Source organism: Klebsiella sp. WP4-W18-ESBL-05 (genome assembly GCF_014169075.1).
GTDB classification, from domain to species: domain Bacteria; phylum Pseudomonadota; class Gammaproteobacteria; order Enterobacterales; family Enterobacteriaceae; genus Kluyvera; species Kluyvera ascorbata_B.
The window spans coordinates 839,867-859,112 of sequence record NZ_AP022057.1 but is presented as its reverse complement, the minus strand read 5'-3'; the positions used below and the strand labels follow the sequence as shown (position 1 = coordinate 859,112).

Here is a 19,246-nt window from a genome sequence, read left to right as displayed (position 1 = left end):
CCTTAGCGGCACACGGCCGATAGCTGAACTAACGGCTGCTGCTGACTATCGGCCGGCAGGCGGTAGTCCGCCGTGCAGCTGCCGTTCGCACCGTCACCCCATTTGACTCGTACCTTTCCGGCAAGCGGCATCCCGCTCAGGTACACAAGGCCGTTATCGGCGACGATGCTACCGTTCTGGTTGCTGTCTGAAGTCACCATCGCGCCAAACGGCACGGCTTTACCGTCGTAGGTGAGCGTCATCAGCAGCTTCATACCGACATGGGTTTTAAATTCCGCGCGGACAATCGCGCCATGAGTCGGCACAACGCTGACCACCGCATCGTCCAGATCGACGTTATCCGCCAGCGAGTTGGTATCCAGCGCCACGCGGTTTTCCCGGTATTCAGTGGCGTACGGCAGCACCGCATAGCCACGCCAGTCGGTACGTACCCCGGTCTGATTTTCCACTTTTGTGCCTTCCGCACCCGGGGCGCGAATCAGCACGACGGTGTCGTTCAGCGGCTGGCTCAGCGTAATCCCATTGGCGTGAGCCAGTACGCCGCCACTCATGCCGTAATAGAGCTGTTTGATGCCGTCGCTGCGGCTGTAGCCGACGTTGGCGTTGCCGTAGCCGCCGCGATAGTTCAACGAGGCGTAGCCGGTGCTGCCGCTGCTGCTATCCCCGCCGCCCGCATAGCCGGTCTGCACGCTGTAGCTCAGGTTATTCCCCTCCAGCATCGTGCCGTACAGCCCCGCGAGGTTGCTCATTCGCCCATTAAGATCGTCCGACATGCTGTAGCTAGCGCTGGCGTGCCGCCAGGCGGACTGGCTGTCTGAACGCAGCCAGTGGCTGAACGGAATATTGACGTTAATCGCCAGCATCTGATCCCGGCCTTCCTGCCAGGCGTTTTTAGTGAGGCTGTAGCTCAGCGTCCAGTTGATGTCGTTAACCGCCGTGTTCAGGCCAACCTGAAACTGTTCATCCGCATTGCCGGTTCCCCAGTAGGTCTGGTGGCTGCCGCTCACATAAAGCGTGGAGGTACGCCCCAACTGCTGGGTGATGCTCGCCTGTAACCTGCCGCGTTTGCTGTAGGCCAGGTTGTAATAGTCGGTGAATTTTGGCTTCACGTAGACCGGACCATCTTCGGTTTCAACGCTGTGGCCGCTCATCCGCTGATAGGTGGTATCCGCGAAGCTATAGTAGCCACGGGTGGAATAACGGTAGCCCACCAGCTGGATATTGGTGCCCAGATCGCTGAGCGATTTGTTGTACAGAAAACGAATCGATTGACCCTGCTGTCGGCTGTCGTCGGGCAGCGTGGCGTTCGCCTGGGTGATATCCACCGACAGCGCGCCCAGATCGCCCATGTTTTTACCGACCCCGACGTTAACGGCGCGATAGCGGTCCGCCAACTGGGTGCCGCCATACAGCGTCCATCCTGCCGCCATCCCGTGCAGTATCGTGCTTTGAAAAAACGTCGGCTCTTCCTGCTGATCGTTGCCGCTGCGATATTCCCCGGCGGTCAGGGCATAGCGCGTGTGGCCTTCACGCTGTAGCACCGGCACCGAAGAGTACGGCACGCTGAAATTCTGGCTGCTGCCATCCGCTTCCTTAATGGTGACCTGCAGGTCACCGCCGTTGCCTGCGGCATAGAGATCGTTAATGGTGAAAGGGCCAGGCGGCACCGTACTGTGGTAAATCTCATAGCCGTTTTGTTTGATAGACACCTGCGCCGTGCCGCGGGCAATACCGTGGATAACCGGCGCAAAGCCTTTCTGGCTATCCGGCAGCATATTGTCATCAGAAGCCAGCTGTGCACCGCGGAAGTTAATGCCGTCGAAAATGTCGCCGTTGGTATAGCTGTCGCCAAGCGTCAAACGCGAGCGTAGCGCTCGAATATCGCGCTCAACCCAGGTGTTAATGTGCTGCCATTTGTTCTGATTGCTCGAACCGCTGCCGCCGCTGCTGTAGCTCCAGGTACTGTTGTCGCGCAGCCGCCACGCGCCCGCGTTAAGCCCGCTTTGCAGGTTTAAATAGGCGTACTGGCTGCTGCCACCAACCGTGTTATGCACGTTATTGCCGGTAAAGTTGTAGTTCAACAACCCGGCGGTAATCCCGTCATCCCACTGCTCCGGCGGAATATAGCCGCGCGCACGGTTGCCCATAAAGGCCTGCGGAATGGTCAGATACAGCCGCTGCTGGCCTACGTCCAGGCGCTGAGTCGCATCTTTAATCGTTTCGGCCAGCGGCACGCAGGCATCGGGCGCCAGCGCGCTCATGCCGCCGACCGCCGCGGTATTCAGCCCCATAGCGGCCAGTTGGCTGCGCGTCAGGCAGGCAAGCAGCCCCTGGCCGTGTTCGCCGGCGTTGAACGTCACATCACGGGTCGTAATGTAGCCATCGTTCAGGTAGATATCGACGCGGTAGGTCCCCGGCGGCAGTTCCTGCCCCTTCTCAAAACCGGAGAGATCCGCTACTGCGGCAGGATCATCGGCCAGAAAACGGGGGTTAAAATACAGCTCCGCCTGGGCGAAAAAAGTCGGTGACGCCAGCATAATAGCCACCGGAAGCCGCGCAAGCGCGCTGACCGAGCGTGACGCCAGCTGTCGCAAGCGACGGGCCTCCAAATGGTCGAGGCCAAATTTCAGATATGGCATAGTCCCTCCGGTTCGACATCGCCCGGCCGTCAGTTATTATTCTGTTCTGGGAAAACGAAGACGCTCTCGCGGCTTATCGCATCGCGCCGATCATGCGCGGCGTCAGTGCGCCATAGTCATTAATAGTTCGGTAGGTAATCTCACCACCTGCATCTGCCGGTATTTTGACCCGTGTTTCCCCCATTGGCGGCACCAGCGCATTTTCCAGCACCCGCGTTCCGGCATTCAAATCGGTCACCGTCAGGTAGTAAGGCGTGGGGTTGATAAGCGTCAGCGTGCCGGCATCGCGGCGAAACGTCAGTTTTTCCGCAGCCTGCTCCGGCGGCATAGCCAGTTTGGCCGGTCGGTAATAGAGCTTTATACGGCTGATAATCGCCAGCTGCAGCGTGTTATCGCTGAGTTTTGATTTATCCATCGCCGGAATGGCCTTCACGTTCATCCAGAACAGGCTCTCACGGTCCTGCGGTAGCTGATTATTCGTGGCATCAAGAATGCGCAGGGTGTTCTCTTTTTTACCCTGCATGGCAAACAGCGGCGGCGTAACGACAAAGCGCCCGTCTTTCGCGCCAGCGGCGTTTTCCACCCATGACTGGATCAGATACGTGCTGCTATCGTCGGTGTTGGTTACCGCCAGCGGCACCTGCTTCTGCCCCGCCGGGTAGATGACCCGAGTGGCGCCCAGCGCAACGCCGGCCTGCGCACGGGAAACCAGCCCGTTTGCGGCCATCAGCAGCGCCGCCACCAGCAGGCCACGCATCATCAACGTTATTTTCATGTTTACCCTTGTTGTACTCACCGTCATATCCTGTATTCGGTTAATTACTCGTAGGTCAGAGCGAACCAGGCCTGTGCGTTGGCCGTGCCCCCCACAACCTGACGATCGGTCGAGCGATATTTCGCCACAAAATGCAGCGTCGTCGGTCCGTCGTTGAGTTTGGTCCAGCGAACCGGAGCCTGATTGAGCGGGATGGAGCCGCCCTGGTCATCAAACAGCGCAATGCCAATACCGGTGGCGATCCCCGCGCCCTCACCTACCGAGAGAATGTTGGGATCTTTACCGTCGGCGACGCCCTGAAACGACACGCCCACGCGCTGGCTGACTTCCGTACTGCAATCTTCCAGATGAATATCAAACGCAATCGGCCTGGATTCTTCACCTACGGCGTGAAAACGATGACTGCTGATTTGCCCCATGGTCACCGTCATCATGCGGTCACTTGCCGCGACGCTACAGGCTTCGGCGATAACAACGCCCTGAAACCGCATACTTCCGCCAGGCAGCGTGACGTTCCAGCGATTCCCGGCCAGGGTGACGGTAGGCAGCAGAAAAATCAGCAGTCCCCATTTCATCCATTGCATGGTTATCACCTCTGTTCCTTTACCAATAGCGAGCCATCCTGGCCCGGTCAGCATCCCTGCTTTAGGGATTACTCGTACTGCACTTTGAAGGTTGCGTCGGCGTTCGCGGTACCGGCCGTTGCCGCACCGGTCGCGTAGTAGCGCGCCTGGAACGGAATGACGTTGGTGCCGTCGTTCAGCGTGGTCGCGTTGCTGAAGGTTGCGCCATCCAGCGCCAGCGGCGTACCTTTGTTATCCAGGATCTGCACGCCTACGTTGGTCGCGCCGCCGGAAGCGGAGCCCTGCAGAGCCAGCACGGTGGTATTGGTGGTATCAATCGCAGTACCGGAGAAGGCAACGGACGCCTTGGTCGATACGTTGGTATCACAGTCGTTCAACTGGATGTTGAAACCGACCGCCGAGCTGGTGCTGCCCGCCGTTGCCAGTTTTGCTGAACGCACCTGACCCATCTGTACGGTCTGATCAACAGAGCCCGCATCGACGGCGCAGGCCGCGTTAACCACTTCCCCTTTAAAATGAACGGTGCCGCCGTTAACGGTGGTAGTATCTGCCGCCAGCGCAGCCGCTGAACTCAGAGACAGCGCAGAAATAATTACCAGCGCAACTTTATGAAAGCCCATAAAACCTACTCCTTATTAATTGAGAATATTATTCTCAGCGTGTTACAAACAACGATGAAGGCGGGCACCAAAGGCTCCACCTGACGTACTAAATTTATTTATGTAAAAACGACTCGTTCCCAACAATAGGCATGATTATCCGGATGGCTGCAATAGCGCTACCATCGAGGGTTTAGCTTTGATATATCCAGATAAAACGAGATTGTCGCGGCACTATTCCCACGCAGACCAAACATCTTTTTGGTCTTCTGCCTCAAATAATAAATATGCTTTTCGCTGAGCCCTGCCAGTTTATTTATTTGTGAGACGGAATACCCTTCGCAGAGATAGCGAAAGACAATCATCTCTTGTTCAGAGAAACCTCTCTGGTCAAAAATAGTTTTACTCGCCTTATACAGACATGAGTAAAGCTCTGAAAAGCTAATCTTTTCAGAGACTAGCCAAGGAAACGGCCCCTGAAAAGCATAGCTGGAGGAAACATCCATCTTGTATAACAGTATAATTCGGCAATGAGACGTAGACGAAGCCAATAAGCCGAGTATCCGATGTCGCTCAACGATATCAGAAATATAAACAATAAAAATGTCGCTGATCGAGGTGCGTAAATAGCACTTCGACCGCAGCTGCCAGGAGTGGATTGTCGAAACGTTACCATCCTGAATAACTTCGTCGTCTTGCAATGCCAAAAGAAAAAAACTGTTATCCGAGATAATACACTGCCTCATATATTACCCCAACGACCATGTCCGAATTTTTTATTTAGTATCCATAATTCCTGATTCTAAAACTGAGTTACCTAAACTTCGGTTTAATTATATACACAGCCAATATATATCGTCAAAAACGATCAATTCATTATTATTGATAGATATCATCAATTGATTTTATGAATATAGATCGCCCTAATCGATCAATTGCTTAATAAAAACAAGAAGATCAATGAAATAGAGAATTTGTTTTTAGGATTTTTCTAAGGAAGGTGCGAACAAGTTCCTGATATGAGATCATCATATTCATCCGGAGCGCATCCCAGAGGGACATCATGAGCCATCAACTCACCTTCGCCGATAGTGAATTCAGCACTAAGCGCCGTCAGACCCGAAAAGAGATTTTCCTCTCCCGCATGGAGCAGATTCTGCCATGGCAGAATATGACCGCTGTCATCGAGCCGTTTTATCCCAAGGCGGGCAATGGCCGACGGCCCTATCCGCTGGAGACCATGCTGCGTATTCACTGCATGCAGCATTGGTACAACCTGAGCGACGGTGCCATGGAAGATGCCCTGTACGAAATCGCCTCCATGCGCCTGTTTGCCCGATTATCCCTGGATAGCGCCCTGCCGGATCGCACCACCATCATGAATTTCCGCCACCTGCTCGAGCAGCATCAACTGGCCCGTCAATTGTTCAAGACCATCAATCGCTGGCTGGCCGAAGCAGGCGTCATGATGACCCAAGGCACTTTGGTGGATGCCACCATCATTGAGGCACCCAGCTCTACCAAGAACAAAGAGCAGCAACGCGATCCGGAGATGCATCAGACCAAGAAAGGCAATCAGTGGCACTTTGGCATGAAGGCCCACATTGGTGTCGATGCCAAGAGTGGCCTGACCCACAGCCTAGTCACCACCGCGGCCAACGAGCATGACCTCAATCAGCTGGGTAATCTGCTTCATGGAGAGGAGCAATTTGTCTCAGCCGATGCCGGCTACCAAGGAGCGCCACAGCGCGAGGAGCTGGCCGAGGTGGATGTGGACTGGCTGATCGCCGAGCGTCCCGGCAAGGTAAAAACCTTGAAGCAGCATCCGCGCAAGAACAAAACGGCCATCAACATCGAATACATGAAAGCCAGCATCCGTGCCAGGGTGGAGCACCCGTTTCGCATCATCAAGCGGCAGTTCGGCTTCGTGAAAGCCAGATACAAGGGGCTGCTGAAAAACGATAACCAACTGGCGATGTTATTCACCCTGGCCAACCTGTTTCGGGTGGACCAAATGATACGTCAGTGGGAGAGATCTCAGTAAAAACCGGAAATAACGCCAGAAATGGTGGAAAAAATAGCCTAAATAGGCTGATTCGATGTGTTTGCGGGAAAAAAATCGGCCCAGATCCGCGAAATTTTAATCAGCGAGTCAGCTTGGGAAGAAATGACCTGCTTATTCGCACCTTCCCTAAGAATAAGAAGTTATACGTATTGATATACGCCACGCGCAAATTGTAATTTTATGTAAAATTTATATCCTGATGCGCAATTTAACTTAATTTTTACAAACATATAAATTGATCTAGATCAATTAACGCGATTTAAACAAAAATACCATAATTGATTCGCAAGGGATTCGCGCTGCAGAATTTACCCCTGAAAGCGTATCTATTACGACAGCTAACTACCTGATAAAGAGTATAGACGTCGTTTTACGACCTGGATAAACGCGTGCAGGCTGGCGTGGCGATGCGGGAATAACAAAGAGGGGGGTTACAATCTAATAACAGAAATGACCAAGCATAGCGTCCCATGATAAACGCCACGCCTGAAGAAACGATTAGCGCAGTTGTTGCAGCACCTCGCCGGCCAGCGATTCCGGGTTGGCAAATCCTGCGCCTACCCGATGCGTCAGCAGTTTCGAACCGTACTGGCGGGTGATTTGCGGCAGACAGGCATCATGAAACGCCTTAAGATCGGCAAAGTAGTCCAGCGAATACTGGCTTTCTCCGGGTCGACCTCTTGCCCGGCAGGCATCAAAGCAGGCCCTTGCATCACGGTCGATGTACACCACCAGATCGATCGGCGGGTAACACTTAAGATAATGCTTAATTTGATAAAAGTAGGACATATAGCGGGCCGACGGTTGTTCGGTGGTCAGAAAATTCGCGTGGCAGAACACAATATCGCTAAATAGCGAACGCTCAATCACATAATTTCCCTCCGCAATATTGCTCAACAGCGCCTGGCGGCTGCGAGTGATATATAGCTGAAAAGCCACCCGGGCATCCGCATCATTGGGGCTTTCCACAAAAAGCTGAAGCAGTTCCAGAAATACCGGGTCTTCATCGACAGGCTCCCGAACAACCGTCCAGACGCTACCCGTCAGTTTCGACAGCGCCTGGGCCAGCGGTTCAAGCAGCGTGGTTTTTCCTGCGGCGATATTCGCCTCAATGGCAACAATCTGCATTGCACTATCCTTAGGCAGGCTCCCCCTCTTTACAGGGGGAGCGTCGGGCTATGATTTTTTCGCGCTGTATACGTCTTCGCCGGAGAATGTCGGCTCGGCCCAGAAGTTGATATTAAACTGCGCATCGTCGGTCATCTCGATACGGTGCCAGTACTGCGGAGGACTGGTTGCGAAGCTGCCGGCGTTGATGACCACTTTCACTTCCGGCTCGGTTGCCTGCTCGTCGGCGAAACCATAGTAGGTCACGGTCCCTTCCATCACGCACAGCTGACCAAAAATGCCGGCGGCAGTATTGTGGTGGCTCAGCAGCGCCGCAGGAACATTATCTTTGGTAAAAAACGGGGTTGAACGTTTGATGGTCCAGTTTTTCGGGATTCTGCGATGGCTCATATTCACCTCCAGCTCTATAAGATGCATTTAAAATACATCTTATAATTTTACCTGTAAAGCCATTTTGATAATAAATCTCATTATCAAATGAACAACATTCTTCGTCAGCCATCACACTTTTGCACATCGCCATTTGTCGACAATCGACATTTATATACAATTTAAATGTCGAAAAACAACAGAGGCTACGCATGAATCCGCTCGCTTTTACCATCTCGCAAGAACAGAACGTCGATACCTGCCACCTGGCTGACCTGCCGCTGGCCGAAATGCTGTCGCTGCTGAACGAACACGACGCTCGCGTACCGCAGGCCATTAGCCGCGTGCTCCCGCAGGTTGAACAGGCTGTACGGCTGATTGTCGCGCAGATGAAAAGCGGTGGCCGGCTGTTTTACGTCGGCGCCGGTACCAGCGGTCGCCTGGGCGTACTGGACTCCGCCGAATGCCCGCCAACCTTTGGCACCGACCCGGATCGGGTACAGTCGGTCATTGCCGGTGGGCTGGACGCCATGCTGCGCGCCGTGGAAAACGTCGAAGATGACACCGAAGCATCGGTAGCCGAACTACGCGCTCGCGGGCTGAACGCGCAGGATGTTGTTCTCGGTATTGCCGCCAGCGGGCGCACGCCGTTCGTGATGTCGGCGCTCGACTACGCGCGCCAGATTGGCGCAAAAACCATTGCCCTCACTACCCGTGGCCCAGGTCTCATCTCGCAGCAGGCAGATGTCGCGGTAGCCCCGGACGTCGGAGCCGAAGCGCTGGCCGGTTCAACACGGATGAAAAGCGGTTCCGCGCAAAAAATGCTGCTCGGAATGATCAGCACCGCCACCATGATTCAGCTGGGACGCGTTCACGGCAACCTGATGATTGACGTTAAAGCCTCCAACGAAAAGCTGCTGCGCCGGGCTGAACATATGGTGGCGCAGATTTGCGATGTCGATAATGCCGAGGCGCAATCGCTACTACGTCCGGTGAACTACAACGTACGTGCGGCGGTGCTGAGCAACCTGCTGAATCTCTCCCCGCAGGCAGCGCTGGCGTTAGCCGCTCAACCCTTTGTCGCCCTAAAAGATCAGCTATTATCAGGAGCCGCTCATGGCCAATAAAATAGAACATCTGGAGCATATCGCTGACGCCATTGAGAAACATATTGGCGGCTTCGACAACGTCGTCACGCTGACCCACTGTATGACCCGCGTGCGCGTGGTGCTGCGCGATCGCGGCCGGTTTAACGCCGAAGCGCTGCGTAAAACCGACGGCGTGAAGGGCGTGGTAGACGCCGGGGAGCAATTCCAGATTATTGTCGGTGCGGGTACCGCCTCGAAAGTGACCGGCATCCTGACCAAACGCCTGAATCACGCCGGCGTCACGCCAGCGGTAGACGACAATGTGCGTAAACCCTTCTCCATTCGCCGCAGCCTGAATATCCTGGCCGCCATTTTTGTCCCCACGATCCCCGCGCTGATCGGCTGCGGGCTGATCCTTGGGCTGGTCAACGTCTGCCGCTTGATTGGCCCCGAGTTTGTCGCCAGCCATCAGGATCTGTTTGCGCTACTGACGGTGATGGGTAAAGCGGTCTTTACCGTACTGGCGGTGATGATCGGCATGAATACGGCGAAAGAATTGCAGGCCTCCCCCGCTATCGGCGCTGTTATGGCGGCAGTGCTTGCCGCGCCGGATCTGGCCAATATTAAACTCTTCGGCAGTGCGTTGACGCCGGGCGGCGGCGGGATTTTCGCCGTGCTGCTGGTCTGCGTCTTTGCGGCAAAATTTGAGCTGTGGTTCCGTCGTTACTGCAAAGAGAGTCTCGATCTGATTTTAACGCCGATGGTCACGATCCTTGTGTCATCGCTCGCCGCGCTGTTGATTCTCCAGCCGCTGGCGCACGCGGTAAACCAGTGGCTGGGCGATCTGGTGGCGCTGTCTTTGCTGAATAACTCCGCGGGCTCGGTCGCCGTTGGCGCGCTGCTCGGCGGCGGCTTCCTGTTCCTGCTGTTGACCGGCTTACACCAGGGGCTGATTCCGATTCATGCGCAGATCCTCGACACGTTCGGGCTCAACTATCTGTTCCCGATTCTGGCGATGGGCGGCATGGGTCAGGTTGGCGCAGCGGCCTACGTTTATTTGAAAACGAAAAATCCGCGCCTGAAAAAAACCATCTCCGGCGCGTTACCGGTCGGCATCATCGGCGTCGGCGAGCCGCTGCTGTTCGGCGTCTCTCTGCCGCTGGGTAAACCGTTTATCGCCGGCTGCATCGGCGGCGCGGCGGGCGGCGCAGTGATGGCGGCCTGCAAAGTGGGCATTATCATTCCCTTCGGCACCGCCGGGCTGTCGCTGCTGCCGCTGGTTGGCGCCGGACAAATTCTGCCTTTCCTGCTGGCGGTACTCAGCGCATGGATTGTAGGTTTCATCGCCGCCATGATCCTGGGCTTTACCGATCCGCAAGAATAGTCATAATCAGGCACTGGGCGCACCGCGCCCTTTCCCACGACGAGAGATAAGGTACGTAATGGAATCGATCATCAGCAAAATTCAGGCCCTGGCAAATGCCAAAACCGGCGGCGATCGTCGTATCTCGACGTTCCTGATTGCACGAAATTTTGATATTTCCGATCTCAGCGCTACCCGTATGGGGCAAGAATTGGGCATCAGCGACTCGTCGGTTATTCGCTATGCCAAGGCGCTGGGTTGTAGCGGTTTCCCCGAGCTGAAGCTGCGGCTTGCCGCCGCCAGCCGCCCCCAGCAAACCGCTGGCCGGCAGGAAATCTATGAGGGTATTGAGGCGGACGATCCCACCGATCTGATGATTGAGAAGGCCAGAGTACTGTTCGCCAGTAAGATCGAGCGGTCGCTGGATCTTCTCGACGCGCCCATTATCGACACCTGCGCCCGGAGACTGATCGACAGCCGTAAGATCGTGCTGGTCGGTATTGGCACCTCGGCGCTGATCGCACTGGATATCAACCACAAGCTGATCCGCTGCGGTCTGAACGTCCAGTTCAACTACGATTACCATACGCAGATTGTGCAGGCTTCTCTGCTACAGCCCGGCGACGTCCTGCTGGCGGTATCCGCGCGCGGCGAAACGGCGGAAGTGGTTGAGGCGCTAAGCCTGGCCCGCGAGCGCGGGGCGCACACGATGGCGATTACCCGCTACGGTAAAAACAAAGTTAGCCAGCTTGCTGAATATGTGATCCCCTATTGCTATAGCGAGGCGCACGAGAAGCTCGGCATGGTCACGCCGCAAATCTTACAGATGATCGCCTTCGATATTCTGTTCTTCCGCATCAACAGCCTGGTCTCGCCGGACAGCATGTCCACCGCGCTGCGCACCATCGATCGACGCCAGCAAAAAGGCGGCACGTCATGAAAATGGGCAAAGATCCCGACTACCGATTTTCGCTCGCCAATGAGCGCACGTTCCTCGCATGGATACGGACCGCGCTGGCGTTTCTCGCCACCGCAATCGGCGTCGATATCTTGCTGCGCGAGCATCATCTGGGGGTCATGCGTCACGGCCAGTGGCTGGTTATTCTGCTCGCGCTGGTCGCCATTTTCGCCGGTGGCTGGGCGTTTTTGCGCTGGTATCAAAACGAAAAAGCAATGCGGCTGGAACAGGCTTTTTGCTATAGCCGCAGCCTGTCGCTATTGACCGGCGTACTGATGCTGCTGGGCGCGCTGGTGATTGGCCTGGCGCTATGATCTCGCGCGATCCGGGGTTACAAAAAGAGCGCACCCAGCTTTCCTGGGGGCGCAGCTCGTTGGTACTGGCGGCGATGGTGATGATGCTGGTCAAGCTCGGCGCGTTTTCTGCCTTTCAACTGGCGCTGGTCCTGATAGGGCTACGGCTGATTCTGGGCGCCGTCAGCGCCCGCAAAAAGGAGCTGGCCCAACCGGAAATCTGCGTCAACGCGCGAGTGATAGGCCGACACTTATGGCTGTCCCTGAGCGTGGTACTCGCCGGTATCTGGTTCCTGTTGCACCGCTAGCGAGCCGACGCTTTAGCAATCACCACCGGTACGCTTTTATACGCTGGCGTCAGGCTTTGGCTGTCTACCGCGTCCAGCGAGAGCAATACATTGGCTTCCGGCAGATAGGCGCCGAGCGATCCCGCGGCCATACTGTAAATCACCACGGTCAGACCGTACATCGCGCGATCGACGCTCGGCGTTCCGCTCTCATCCAGCGCCTGGATGTTAATCACGTCGCCTTCCGCCAGCCCGCGCGCGTCGGCTTCTTGCTGGCTTAAAAACGCCACATCGCGGCGGCCGCTAATACCCCGATAGCGATCGTTCATACCATAAATGGTGGTGTTGTACTGATCGTGGCTGCGCAGCGTTGCCAGCACTAAGGCTTCGGCGGGTTGCTGCTCGCGCTCGACGGCGCGCCGCTGGCTGACCACAAAATTGGCCTTGCCCGTCGACGTATGCCATTCGCGGCGCGATGCCGGCGTATCCATACGGAAACCACCCGGCGCGACAATGCGGGCATTGTAATCAGCGAACGCCGGAATCACGTCGGCAATCGCTTCGCGAATCAGGTCGTAGTTGCCCACCAGCGCTTCCCAGTTGACCGGCGAGTCCGGCAGCGTGGCCCGCGCCAGCCCGGCGACAATGGCCGGTTCCGACTTCAACCAGCGCGAGGCCGGTTTGAGCGCACCGCAAGAGGCGTGCACCATCGACATGGCGTCCTCCACGGTGACAGACTGAATGCCGCCTGCCTGTATATCGCGCTCGGTGCGACCCAGCGCCGGCAGCAGATAGTTGTGCTGTGCCATCAGCAGATGCGAGCGGTTCAGCTTGGTCGCCACATGAACCTGGAGATCCAGCTTTTTCATCGCCTCAAAAGTACGCTGCGGCTGCGGCATCGCCACCGCCAGGTTACCGCCCAAGCAGATCAGCGCCTTCGCCTCGCCGCGTTCAATCGCGCGAATGCTCTCTACGCTGGCGCGCCCGTGCTCACGCGATACCTGAATACCAAAGCGTGCTTCCAGACGCTGAAGGAAATCCTCTGAGGCGGCTTCGTTGATGCCTACCGAACGATCGCCCTGCACGTTTGAGTGGCCGCGCAGCGGGCAAATTCCCGCGCCGGGTTTGCCAATATTTCCCTTCAGCAGCAGCAGATTGATCAGCTGCTGAACGTTTTCGGTGCCGTTCTTATGCTGCGTGATCCCTAAGCCATAGCAAATGATGGTGGCGTTAGATTTATCATAGCGGTAGGCAAGATCCTCCATCTGGCTGCGGGTCAGGCCGGAATCCTGCTCCAGATCCGCCCACTGGCAGCGGTGCAGATCATCATACAGCGCCTGATAGCCGTGGGTATGCTCAGCCAGAAACGCGCGGTCGAGGCACGGTTCCTGGCCAAGCAAAATACGGGCTTCATCCATTTCAATCAGCGCTTTCATCACCCCTTTTAGCAGCGAAGCATCGCCACCCATTTTGACCTGATAATAGTCATGGCTGAGCGCCGTGAAATGGCCTTTGAACATGTCGGTCGGGCTTTGCGGGAAACTAAAGCGTTCCAGGCCACGCTCTGCCAGCGGGTTGATCGCGATGATGCGTGCGCCGCGCTGCGCAACTTCCCGTAAGGTGCTCAGCATACGCGGGTGGTTAGTCCCCGGGTTATGACCAATACAAATGACCAGCTCGCAATGTTCAAAATCCGCCAGCTCAACGGTGCCTTTGCCCAGGCCAATCGCCTGCGTCAGCCCGACGCTGGTCGGCCCATGGCACATGTTGGAGCAGTCAGGGAAGTTGCTGCTGCCGTATTCCCGGGCAAAAAGCTGGTACAGAAACGCCGCTTCGTTGGAGGTACGCCCGGAGGTATAAAACTCGACCTGCTGCGCAGAGGCATAGCTGCGCAGGCGCGCGCCGATTTCCGCGAAGGCCACCTGCCAGTCAACCGGCTGCCAGGTATCGCTTTCACGATCGTACTTCATCGGATGGGTTAACCGGCCGCTGTTTTCCAGCTCATAGTCACTGTATTGCCACAGTTCAGCGACGGTATGCTGGCGAAAAAATTCCGCCGAGGCTTTCTTGCTGGTCGTTTCCCAGGAAACGGCTTTTACGCCGTTCTCGCACAGCTCCATCGGCGAACGATGGCCCGGGTCAGGCCAGGCGCAGCCGGGGCAATCAAAGCCCTTCACCTGGTTCATGCGGAACATGGCGATAATATCGCGCGCAACGGCCTTTTGTGAAAATACCGAAGCGGCGACCGCTTTCACCGCCCCCCATCCCCCTGCCGGCCCTTGATAACCGCTTACACCCGGAACGCCGTTGTTCATTTTTACCGCTTATTTTGTACGCCCTTTCAATAGCGAATACGGTAGCAAGTTCCCTTGCCTAATGATTTCCTCTTCACGGGGTACGGTGGGCGTACGCTCAACGGGTTAGTGCGCTGCTCCCAACGGGTGGCATAGCGCGCGCGTTTTTGCCTGGTCATGACGTAAAACACGCACGGACTCCACATGAAAAAAGGGGTTGATCTGATACGAACAACCTCTTATTTTCTTGTCTCTTTTTTCACTGGGCCCTGTGATGTCGACGATGACAAAATCGAACACGTTGGTAAGCAGCAGAATAATAATAAAAATAAGCTGAGGAATTTCTTATGTTGTTATTTATTGGCACCGCCGCCGTCGCCTTTCTGGCATCGCTGATGCTGATCTGGCTTGACGACAGAATTGCCGAACCGGAATAAATTCGGGGAGGGGGTTCCGCGCCAGCCATTGGCGCGGAATATCAAATACTACAGTGACTTAGCCAGACGTTCTACGGCGGTCATCAGCCCGTCTTGCGACACCGTTGAGTAGGATAAACGCAGCGTGCGGGTATCCGGATTGTCGTTATAGAACGCTTCACCCGGCACATACACCACGCCATTTTCCAGCGTTTTTTCCAGCCATTTCATGGTATCAAACGGATAGCGGAAACGCGCCCACAGGAACATCCCGCCTTTCGGACGACTGAATTCCAGATGCTCGCCCAGACGACTTTCCAGCGCGTCGGCCAGCGCATCGCACTTCTTACGGTAATCTTCACGAATCAGCGCGATCTGGCTTTCCAGGCGATTCATGGTGAGATACTCCGCGGTAATCACCTGTGACAGCATGTTGGTATGCAGATCCGCCGCCTGCTTCACGATCACCGTTTGCTGTGCCAGCCAGTCCGGCATCACGATCCAGCCGATACGCATTCCCGGCGCAAGAATTTTCGAGAAGGTTGAGGTGTAAACCACGCGATCTTCACAGTCCAATTCCAGCGCGTGCTGGTACAACGGGCGTTGCACTTCGTCCGTAAAGCTGATTTCACCGTACGGATCGTCTTCAATAATGACAAAGTCATACTGCTTCGCCAGCTCAACCAGACGGCGGCGGCGATCGTCACTCAGGGTTTTGCCGCCCGGGTTGCCGAAAGTGGGCACCAGGTACACGGCTTTAACCCGCGTGGTCGCCAGCCGTTCGGCGAGCTGTTCTACCAGCATTCCGTTGTCGTCGGTATCAACGCTCAGAATATTGGCCTGCGCCAGCTGGAACACCTGTAGCGCCGCCAGATAGGTCGGGCGTTCAACAACAATCGTGTCGCCCGGATCGAGCAGGGTGCGCGCCACGATATCGAGCGACTGCTGCGAACCGGAAGTGATGTAAACATGGCTTGCCTGACAGGCCACGCCGCGCGCCTGACACAGTTCGCTGACGGCCTGACGCAGCGGCGGATAGCCTTCGGTCAGCCCATACTGGAACGCATCGTTGAAGCGTTCGCGCATCACCTTCTGCACCGCCAGCTCCAGCCCTTCGGTATCAAAAAGCTCCGGTGCCGGAATGCCGCCGCCGAGCGAAATAACGCCGGGCAGTTTACTGTGTTTGAGGAGTTCGCGGACGGCGGAGGGTTTAAGCTCCCGCGCGCGGGCGGCGAGTCGCCTGTCGTGCATACTATGTTCCTTTTCTGTCTTGTTGTTGTGTTGATTGCAGGCTTTCTTTACGTCGGCCTGATAAGCGAAGCGCCATCAGGCAACCCAACACAGATTGCCGGATGGCGGCTCCGCCTTATCCGGCCTGCTTGCCTTTATTCGTTATCTTTAATGACCACCAGCGGTTCGATATCACTCTCTTTTTTTATCACCAGAGAATCATCGCCGCGCAGGCAGGTGCCGCCGTAGTTACCGCCGACGGTAAAGGTACATACCTGAATATATTTTCCGGCCACGTTTGGCAAGCACCAAAGTTGCTGGTAAATATTTTTCCGATCGACGAATTTCCCGCTGGTCTGATCCAGCAGCTGGTCGTGGCCGCTGACAAGATCGATATTGCTGCCGCAGCGCCCGGAAATCGGCTTAATGGCGTAGCCCGTTTTCGCCAGATGCTCGCTGACTTCAAAGTCGGTATCCAGCAGGTATGGGTGGTTCGGGAACAGTGACCACAGCACCGGGAGGATCGCTTTGTTGCCGGGGATCACCGTCCATAGCGGTTCAAAGACCATCACTTCCGGGCGTAGCAGCACGTCGATCAGGCGGACTTCGCCATCAGGGCTGCCGGTACGAATCGGCACCGCCGCGTACTCGTCTTCGCTGACCTCGCGCACCTGCTCAATGGCCGTTTCCCATGCCCAGGTTTTCCACACGCAGTTCACCAGCCGTCCGTCGCCGTCAATCAGCTGGCCGGCAGCATCCCAGTGCAGTTCATCAAGACCGTGAAGAATTTTGCTCTCAAAGCCCGCCTGCTCCAGCGCACGCTGCATAAACTGCGCGTGGTAGTTCTCTTCCAGATCCTTGTCCTGCATGATGTGCACGAACGGCCGTGCCAGGCTGTGCTTCCACGCGCCGACCAGCTCACCCAGCAGATCTTCCGCTGGGTTATGACCGTTGCCGCGATAGCCGGTTTTCAGCCACTGTTCGAGGATCAGCCCGCCTTCGGTATGACAAGAGGCGGAGTCGGCGTTGTACTCGTACACCTTCAACCCGCGCTCATCCATGCAGAAGTCCATGCGCCCGGTAATCATGTCGTGGCGGCGGCGCTGCCACGAAAGGCGCAGACGCGGCCAAAGAATTTTCGGAATATCAAACAGCGCCAGCAGGTTATCGTCGCGCATGACTTTATCGGTGGCGTGGAGATACATCAGATGCATCTCGTTAGTCGCCTTGATAAGCTCCTGCTCCGCGCTCTCGGTCATGGTGAAGTACTGGTACGGATCGCGGTTAATCACGTGGCCGTTTGCCGCGATATAGGCCTGCTGGAGCGAGTCTTTTTCGTTCAACCATTCACCGTCGAACTGACCGTGGTTGTCGAGGCGTGCGCCGCCCAGCTTCAGCGCTTCACCGGCAATGGCCGGCTGGGGCAGGCTGTAACGCGCATCGTCGGTCTGGATCATCCAGCCCAGAATCGTCGTGTCGTCGAAGGTATCATGCAGCGTGTAGTGCCCGTCTTTTACTTCCAGCGTCAGCTCGCGCGTCCACTGCTGCCCTGCCGGCAGCGGCGAATGCAGCACGTTCTGTTCGGCGATACGCACCTTATTCCCCAGCAACTGGGTAATCACCGCCACGTGGCCGGTTTCGTTAAACTCGCCGCCTTTCTGCCAGATAAGCAGCGAGCCGACGAGCGGCGGGCGACGGGAGCCGTTGGCAAAAGCCTGTAGCGGCAGGATGGCGTCGTTCACCACCTGGCGCAGATAGCGCAGGGAGAAGATTTCATAGGCCATGCTGACGTCGGTGAAGACAAAACCGTAGGTGATAAACAGGAAGCGGCGGGCAAACTCAACGCACTGCCATTTGTGGCCCATGTATTCGTTATCAATGTAGCTACGAAACGAGGCGTCGTCAGGCATGTCGCCCGGTTTTAAGCTGCTGTAATTCGAAGAGTAAATCGCTACGCCACCCGGCGCATACCCCAACAACGTGCCAAATGGGGCGTCACTATTGGTACTTCCCGTGCTCATGAACCTTCCTCAAACGCGCGTCGCGATTTTTATCGCCCCGCACGTTGAAATTAATCCAACAAAAGTGGATTAATCATACACCCGTGCAGGCGAGGATGGCCGCTGCGGAGGAAAAATATTCATCTGAAAAATGGGCATCCACAATACCTGGCGGTTTCAGTACGCGGGATGCGCGGCAGGTTAGCGCGGATTTTTGCCTGAGGCTGCTAAACTTGATTGTCCAAACACATCATCAATATAAGGCGAGCGATTATGTCAGAGAACACCTATCAGCCACCCAAAGTCTGGGAGTGGACGCAAAACAGCGGCGGCGCATTCGCCAATATTAACCGCCCCGTCTCCGGCGCAACGCATGAACAGACGCTGCCGGTTGGCCATCATCCGTTACAGCTATACTCCCTCGGCACGCCGAACGGTCAGAAAGTCACTATTATGCTTGAGGAACTGCTGGCACTGGGCGTTACGGAGGCTGAGTACGATGCGTGGTTAATCCGTATTGGTGAGGGCGACCAGTTCTCCAGCGGTTTTGTCGAGGTGAACCCGAACTCGAAAATCCCGGCGCTGCGCGACCACTCGACCACCCCGCCAACCCGCGTGTTTGAGTCCGGCAATATTCTGTTGTATCTGGCGGAAAAGTTTGGCCACTTCCTGCCAAAAGATCCGGCAGGGCGTACTGAAACCCTTAACTGGCTGTTCTGGCTTCAGGGCTCTGCGCCGTTCCTCGGCGGCGGCTTTGGCCACTTCTACAACTATGCGCCGGTGAAAATTGAGTACGCAATCAACCGCTTCACGATGGAAGCCAAACGCCAGCTCGACGTGCTGGATAAACAGCTGGCACGCGGTCGCTACGTGGCGGGCGAAGAGTACACGATCGCCGACATCGCCATCTGGCCATGGTACGGTAACGTGGTGCTGGGCAACGTGTACGGCGCGGCGGAGTTCCTGGATGCCGAAAGCTACAAGAACGTAATGCGCTGGGCGAAAGATATCGCCAGCCGCCCGGGCGTGCAGCGCGGCCGCATGGTGAACCGCACCAGCGGCCCGTTGAATGAACAGCTGCACGAGCGGCATGACGCTAGCGATTTTGACACCAACACGGAAGATAAGCGTCAGCAGTAGCGGCGTTAATCGGGCGCT

The 19,246-nt window shown here is 56.2% G+C and carries 17 protein-coding genes; 8 read left to right on the top strand and 9 right to left on the bottom strand.

Annotated elements, in window-relative coordinates:
- Nucleotides 1-2 precede the first annotated feature (2 nt).
- The 4 genes from H7R58_RS04145 to fimA all read right to left on the bottom strand — a co-directional run bounded on the left by H7R58_RS04145 (nt 3) and on the right by fimA (nt 4,618).
- Nucleotides 3-2,639: a fimbrial biogenesis usher protein gene (locus H7R58_RS04145; RefSeq protein WP_182930027.1), complete on the bottom strand. Its 2,637-nt coding sequence runs from the start codon at nt 2,637-2,639 to the stop codon at nt 3-5.
- Between the two features lie 73 nt (nt 2,640-2,712).
- Nucleotides 2,713-3,414 carry a fimbria/pilus periplasmic chaperone gene (locus tag H7R58_RS04140; protein WP_413774305.1) on the bottom strand — a complete coding sequence of 234 codons (702 nt, stop codon included), beginning with the start codon at nt 3,412-3,414 and terminating at the stop codon, nt 2,713-2,715.
- A gap of 44 nt (nt 3,415-3,458) precedes the next feature.
- Nucleotides 3,459-3,998 (bottom strand): type 1 fimbrial minor subunit FimI, encoded by a 540-nt coding sequence (locus H7R58_RS04135; protein WP_106929743.1) that lies wholly within the window; start codon nt 3,996-3,998, stop codon nt 3,459-3,461.
- 68 nt (nt 3,999-4,066) lie between these two features.
- On the bottom strand, nt 4,067-4,618 hold the full coding sequence (fimA, locus tag H7R58_RS04130; protein ID WP_106929741.1) for a type 1 fimbrial major subunit FimA: 552 nt from the start codon (nt 4,616-4,618) through the stop codon (nt 4,067-4,069).
- A gap of 1,042 nt (nt 4,619-5,660) precedes the next feature.
- Between fimA and H7R58_RS04125 the strand changes: the two genes are divergently transcribed.
- Both H7R58_RS04125 and H7R58_RS25485 read left to right on the top strand, forming a co-directional pair.
- Complete coding sequence (locus H7R58_RS04125; RefSeq protein WP_000019445.1) at nt 5,661-6,641, top strand: IS5-like element ISKpn26 family transposase; 981 nt, start codon at nt 5,661-5,663, stop codon at nt 6,639-6,641.
- Nucleotides 6,623-6,838 (top strand): hypothetical protein, encoded by a 216-nt coding sequence (locus H7R58_RS25485; RefSeq protein WP_320108694.1) that lies wholly within the window; start codon nt 6,623-6,625, stop codon nt 6,836-6,838. The genes H7R58_RS04125 and H7R58_RS25485 overlap by 19 nt, the downstream gene beginning before the upstream one ends.
- Nucleotides 6,839-7,160: 322 nt before the next feature.
- On the opposite strand, the gene H7R58_RS04120 is transcribed toward H7R58_RS25485, so the two are convergent.
- Together H7R58_RS04120 and H7R58_RS04115 are read right to left on the bottom strand one after the other, a co-directional pair.
- A complete protein-coding gene (locus H7R58_RS04120; protein ID WP_182930026.1) occupies nt 7,161-7,790 on the bottom strand; it encodes a deoxynucleoside kinase in 630 nt (209 codons plus the stop codon).
- Between the two features lie 48 nt (nt 7,791-7,838).
- The gene (locus H7R58_RS04115) at nt 7,839-8,180 is read right to left on the bottom strand and encodes a TehB family protein (protein ID WP_106929735.1); all 342 of its coding nucleotides are present in this window, start codon (nt 8,178-8,180) and stop codon (nt 7,839-7,841) included.
- A 191-nt stretch (nt 8,181-8,371) separates the two neighbouring features.
- Between H7R58_RS04115 and murQ the strand changes: the two genes are divergently transcribed.
- The 5 genes from murQ to H7R58_RS04090 are packed head-to-tail and all read left to right on the top strand — an operon-like array spanning nt 8,372 to nt 12,169.
- Nucleotides 8,372-9,286: an N-acetylmuramic acid 6-phosphate etherase gene (gene murQ / locus H7R58_RS04110; RefSeq protein WP_106929733.1), complete on the top strand. Its 915-nt coding sequence runs from the start codon at nt 8,372-8,374 to the stop codon at nt 9,284-9,286.
- Entirely contained in the window at nt 9,276-10,631 is a 1,356-nt protein-coding gene (locus H7R58_RS04105) for a PTS transporter subunit EIIC (protein ID WP_182930025.1), read from the top strand. Before murQ ends, H7R58_RS04105 begins: the two co-directional genes overlap by 11 nt.
- Nucleotides 10,632-10,689: 58 nt before the next feature.
- Nucleotides 10,690-11,550 (top strand): MurR/RpiR family transcriptional regulator, encoded by an 861-nt coding sequence (locus H7R58_RS04100; RefSeq protein WP_182930024.1) that lies wholly within the window; start codon nt 10,690-10,692, stop codon nt 11,548-11,550.
- Nucleotides 11,547-11,882, top strand: coding sequence for a YidH family protein (locus tag H7R58_RS04095; protein WP_106929727.1), 336 nt, complete (start codon nt 11,547-11,549; stop codon nt 11,880-11,882). Before H7R58_RS04100 ends, H7R58_RS04095 begins: the two co-directional genes overlap by 4 nt.
- Nucleotides 11,879-12,169 carry a DUF202 domain-containing protein gene (locus H7R58_RS04090; RefSeq protein WP_106929725.1) on the top strand — a complete coding sequence of 97 codons (291 nt, stop codon included), beginning with the start codon at nt 11,879-11,881 and terminating at the stop codon, nt 12,167-12,169. Before H7R58_RS04095 ends, H7R58_RS04090 begins: the two co-directional genes overlap by 4 nt.
- Here the strand turns inward: H7R58_RS04090 and H7R58_RS04085 are convergent.
- The 3 genes from H7R58_RS04085 to gss form a co-directional block, all read right to left on the bottom strand.
- Complete coding sequence (locus H7R58_RS04085; protein ID WP_182930023.1) at nt 12,166-14,463, bottom strand: FdhF/YdeP family oxidoreductase; 2,298 nt, start codon at nt 14,461-14,463, stop codon at nt 12,166-12,168. The genes H7R58_RS04090 and H7R58_RS04085 overlap by 4 nt on opposite strands.
- 464 nt (nt 14,464-14,927) lie before the next feature.
- Nucleotides 14,928-16,109 (bottom strand): aminotransferase-like domain-containing protein, encoded by a 1,182-nt coding sequence (locus tag H7R58_RS04080; RefSeq protein WP_182930022.1) that lies wholly within the window; start codon nt 16,107-16,109, stop codon nt 14,928-14,930.
- 134 nt (nt 16,110-16,243) lie between these two features.
- Entirely contained in the window at nt 16,244-18,109 is a 1,866-nt protein-coding gene (gene gss, locus H7R58_RS04075) for a bifunctional glutathionylspermidine amidase/synthase (protein WP_106929719.1), read from the bottom strand.
- Nucleotides 18,110-18,361: 252 nt separating this feature from the next.
- On the opposite strand from gss, the gene yghU reads away from it, so the two are divergent.
- Nucleotides 18,362-19,228, top strand: coding sequence for a glutathione-dependent disulfide-bond oxidoreductase (gene yghU / locus H7R58_RS04070; protein WP_106929717.1), 867 nt, complete (start codon nt 18,362-18,364; stop codon nt 19,226-19,228).
- Nucleotides 19,229-19,246 lie beyond the last annotated feature (18 nt).

What these genes read in the sequence shown, in the direction of transcription:
- H7R58_RS04085 (WP_182930023.1), bottom strand. Translation starts at nt 14,463, where the DNA reads ATGAACAACGGCGTTCCGGGTGTAAGCGGTTATCAAGGGCCGGCAGGG.
- H7R58_RS04080 (WP_182930022.1), bottom strand. Translation starts at nt 16,109, where the DNA reads ATGCACGACAGGCGACTCGCCGCCCGCGCGCGGGAGCTTAAACCCTCC.
- H7R58_RS04125 (WP_000019445.1), top strand. Translation starts at nt 5,661, where the DNA reads ATGAGCCATCAACTCACCTTCGCCGATAGTGAATTCAGCACTAAGCGC.
- H7R58_RS04135 (WP_106929743.1), bottom strand. Translation starts at nt 3,998, where the DNA reads ATGCAATGGATGAAATGGGGACTGCTGATTTTTCTGCTGCCTACCGTC.
- H7R58_RS04095 (WP_106929727.1), top strand. Translation starts at nt 11,547, where the DNA reads ATGAAAATGGGCAAAGATCCCGACTACCGATTTTCGCTCGCCAATGAG.
- H7R58_RS04115 (WP_106929735.1), bottom strand. Translation starts at nt 8,180, where the DNA reads ATGAGCCATCGCAGAATCCCGAAAAACTGGACCATCAAACGTTCAACC.
- H7R58_RS04090 (WP_106929725.1), top strand. Translation starts at nt 11,879, where the DNA reads ATGATCTCGCGCGATCCGGGGTTACAAAAAGAGCGCACCCAGCTTTCC.
- H7R58_RS04120 (WP_182930026.1), bottom strand. Translation starts at nt 7,790, where the DNA reads ATGCAGATTGTTGCCATTGAGGCGAATATCGCCGCAGGAAAAACCACG.
- H7R58_RS04140 (WP_413774305.1), bottom strand. Translation starts at nt 3,414, where the DNA reads ATGAAAATAACGTTGATGATGCGTGGCCTGCTGGTGGCGGCGCTGCTG.
- H7R58_RS04145 (WP_182930027.1), bottom strand. Translation starts at nt 2,639, where the DNA reads ATGCCATATCTGAAATTTGGCCTCGACCATTTGGAGGCCCGTCGCTTG.
- gss (WP_106929719.1), bottom strand. Translation starts at nt 18,109, where the DNA reads ATGAGCACGGGAAGTACCAATAGTGACGCCCCATTTGGCACGTTGTTG.
- H7R58_RS04100 (WP_182930024.1), top strand. Translation starts at nt 10,690, where the DNA reads ATGGAATCGATCATCAGCAAAATTCAGGCCCTGGCAAATGCCAAAACC.
- H7R58_RS04105 (WP_182930025.1), top strand. Translation starts at nt 9,276, where the DNA reads ATGGCCAATAAAATAGAACATCTGGAGCATATCGCTGACGCCATTGAG.
- yghU (WP_106929717.1), top strand. Translation starts at nt 18,362, where the DNA reads ATGTCAGAGAACACCTATCAGCCACCCAAAGTCTGGGAGTGGACGCAA.
- fimA (WP_106929741.1), bottom strand. Translation starts at nt 4,618, where the DNA reads ATGGGCTTTCATAAAGTTGCGCTGGTAATTATTTCTGCGCTGTCTCTG.
- murQ (WP_106929733.1), top strand. Translation starts at nt 8,372, where the DNA reads ATGAATCCGCTCGCTTTTACCATCTCGCAAGAACAGAACGTCGATACC.